This is a genomic window from Arthrobacter sp. TB 26, assembly GCF_000427315.1.
Lineage (GTDB): Bacteria > Actinomycetota > Actinomycetes > Actinomycetales > Micrococcaceae > Arthrobacter.
On the sequence record NZ_AUPJ01000347.1, the window covers coordinates 1 to 2971 of the forward strand.

General features: G+C 66.5%; 4 protein-coding genes (1 of these 4 cut by a window edge). 2 read left to right on the forward strand and 2 right to left on the reverse strand.

The annotated features are described in order from the left end of the window. Positions 1-38: 38 nt before the first annotated feature. Positions 39-701 carry a phosphate signaling complex protein PhoU gene (phoU, locus tag K789_RS0113370; RefSeq protein WP_024367188.1) on the reverse strand — a complete coding sequence of 221 codons (663 nt, stop codon included), beginning with the start codon at positions 699-701 and terminating at the stop codon, positions 39-41. Between the two features lie 204 nt (positions 702-905). Here phoU and K789_RS0113375 point away from each other — a divergent pair, with 204 nt between their 5' ends. Next, positions 906-2162, forward strand: coding sequence for a sensor histidine kinase (locus K789_RS0113375; RefSeq protein ID WP_024367189.1), 1257 nt, complete (start codon positions 906-908; stop codon positions 2160-2162). Beyond that, positions 2159-2839 (forward strand): response regulator transcription factor, encoded by a 681-nt coding sequence (locus K789_RS0113380; RefSeq protein WP_024367190.1) that lies wholly within the window; start codon positions 2159-2161, stop codon positions 2837-2839. The genes K789_RS0113375 and K789_RS0113380 overlap by 4 nt, the downstream gene beginning before the upstream one ends. On the opposite strand, the gene K789_RS23110 is transcribed toward K789_RS0113380, so the two are convergent. Beyond that, positions 2802-2971, reverse strand: partial view of a hypothetical protein gene (locus K789_RS23110; protein WP_416352805.1) — the 3' portion only. Its footprint extends 505 nt past the window's final position; 170 of the gene's 675 nt are visible here — the last part of the coding sequence; the start codon falls outside the window, past its right edge; the stop codon is at positions 2802-2804. The genes K789_RS0113380 and K789_RS23110 overlap by 38 nt on opposite strands.

Below are 2971 nucleotides of genomic sequence, written 5' to 3' on the forward strand. Positions count from 1 at the left end.
CCGCCGTCGTACCCCCAGCCGTCCAGGCGGCAGGGGAATCAGCTGTGTTCGATGCCGTTCGGCTGCCAGGCGCCGGTGACCAGGTAGGTGACCTTCTGTGCCACGGAGACGCCGTGGTCCGCGAAGCGCTCGAAGTAGCGGCTGGCGAGGGCGACGTCGACGGTCGTCGCGGGGGACTCCTGCCAGTCGCTGCGGGCGATCGCCTTGAAGACGCTCAGGTGCAGATCGTTCACGGCGGAGTTGGCTTTCAGGATGTCCCGGGCAACTTCAAGATCGCGGGTTTCCAGGAGGACCGTGAGCTTCCGGGCGATCAGCAGGTCGTGCTCCGCGAAGCTCTTGAACGTCTCGCGCAGCTGGGCGGGAACCACCGTGGCGGGGTAGCGGAGCCGGGCAAGCTGCGCGAGGTGGCGGGCGAGGTCGCCCATCCGCTCGAGGGATGCGCTCATCCGGAGGGAGCCCACGATCATCCGCAGATCGCTGGCCACAGGTCCCTGCAGGGCAAGGATATCGATGGCGCGCTCGTCGAGGCTGTTCTGCAGGAAGTCGATCCGTGCATCGGCCGCGATGACATCCTCGGCCAGATCGATGTCGGCGCCCTCGAAGGCAGTCGTGGCTTTCTCAATGGCCTCGCTGACCAGCTTTGAGATTTCAACGAGCTGTTCCCCCACTTGGGCGAGCTCTTCCTGAAAAACCTTGCGCACGTGTGCGTCCTTTCCTTGGAAATATTGCCGGCCACCGCGGCGGGCCCATTTCGGTTCACCTCTCGGCGCTTCAACTGTCCAGTCTTCCAGCGTCCGGTGAACTGTTACGCCCCAATAGGTGAACGTTAGCTGAACCGGAGCGGGAATGGCGGGAGATTACAGTTTCCGACGCGGGGCAGAGCATAAGCTGGAGCCGTGGACCCAATGCTTATCGGCGTGATCGCCGGCCTGATCGGCCTGTCGCTTGGCGTCTTCGGCGTGCTCGCCTTCCGGGTCAGCGAGCAGCAGCGAAAACTGGTGGACGTTGAGTTCGAGGAGCCCTCACTTCCCGAGGGCGCCGCCGAGGTGCTGGCCGCCGTCGGCAGGGCCTTTGTGGTGGTCGACGCGATTGACGGCGTCGTCCGGGCCAGCCCCGCCGCGTACGCCTACGGCCTGGTGCGTGGCCATACGCTGGTCCACGAACAGCTGCTGGAGATGACCGCGAAAGTGCGCCGCGACGGCGTCATCCTGGAAAGGATCCTCGAACTGCCGCGCGGCCCGCTGGGCCAGGGAACCATGGTGGTCCAGGTGCGGGCGGCCGTGATCGCGGAGGAATACATCCTCCTGCTGGCCGACGACCGGACCGAGGTCACCCGCACCGAGGAAGTGCGGAACGACTTCGTCGCGAACGTCTCCCACGAACTGAAGACGCCGGTCGGCGCCATCTCCCTGCTGGCGGAGGCGCTCGAGTCCTCTGCGGATGACCCGGAAGCCGTACGCCGCTTCGCCAAGCGCACCCACAAGGAATCCGCCCGCCTGGCCGCCCTGGTGCAGGACATTATCGAACTCTCCCGGCTGCAGGGGTCCAACGTCGCAAAGCAGGGCCGGGCGGTGGACATCAACACCGTCGTGGCCGAGGCGGTGGACCGCTCCCAGCTGCCGGCGGAAAGCAAGAACATCGAGCTCGTGGTGGGCGGGCACTCGGACGCCTTGGTCTACGGCGACCAGGACCAGTTGGTGACCGCGCTGCGGAACCTGATCGATAACGCCATCCGGTACTCGCCGGAAAACACCCGGGTCGGCGTCGGCGTCCGGGCCAAGGACGGCCTCGTGTCCGTAGCCGTCACGGACCAGGGCGAAGGGCTCAGCCCCGAGGACCAGGAACGCGTCTTCGAACGCTTCTACCGCGTGGACGCCGCACGCTCACGCCACACGGGCGGCACCGGCCTTGGCCTGAGCATCGTCAAGCACGTTGTCGCCAACCACGGCGGCGAAGTGACCCTCTGGTCCCAGCCCGGGCAGGGTTCCACGTTCACCATCCGACTTCCGGAGCTTGAAGGCCAGGAGGTCGACGGGGTTTCCGAAGCGCGCGAGCCGGCGCCCCGGGCGCCCGACCAGCCTACGGCCCCTGGGCCGTCCCAGCACCCCAGACCAACACGACGGGGCGCCGCCGGCGCCCATGAGCAAGGAGCTACCGCTTGAGCAGGATTCTGATTGTCGAGGACGAAGAGTCGTTCAGCGACCCGCTGTCCTATCTATTGGGCAAGGAAGGGTTCGAGGTGGAGGTGGTGGACAACGGGCTGGACGCCATCACCGAATTCGACCGCAACGGCGCTGACTTGGTGCTGCTGGACCTGCAGCTGCCCGGACAATCGGGCACCGAGGTCTGCCGGCAGCTGAGGCAGCGCTCATCCGTCCCGGTCATCATGCTGACGGCGAAGGACGCGGAGATCGACAAGGTTGTGGGGCTGGAGCTCGGCGCCGACGACTACGTCACCAAGCCCTACTCATCCCGGGAGCTGGTGGCCCGCGTCCGGGCCGTGCTGCGCCGCCAGGGCGAACCCGAGGAACTGGTCGCCAGCACGGTGCAAGCGGGACCCGTCCGCATGGATATTGAACGGCATGTGGTCACGGTCAGCAGCGAACAGGTGTCCCTGCCACTGAAGGAATTTGAGTTGCTGGAAATGCTGCTGCGGAACTCGGGCCGGGTCCTGACCCGCGGGCAGCTGATTGACCGGGTCTGGGGATCGGACTACGTGGGGGACACCAAAACCCTGGATGTCCACGTCAAACGGCTCCGCAGCAAGATCGAGCCGGATCCCTCGGCCCCGCGGCATCTGATCACGGTCCGCGGCCTCGGCTATAAGTTCGAGCCCTAAGCCCGCAGGGGTGGCCCGCACGGGCGGCACAGACAGAAGGAGGGGCACCCGGCCGGGTGCCCCTCCTTCTGACTAAGAAGCTAGTGGTTCGCGCTGCTCGTCGGCGACGGGGTCGACGTCGGCGTGGCCGAG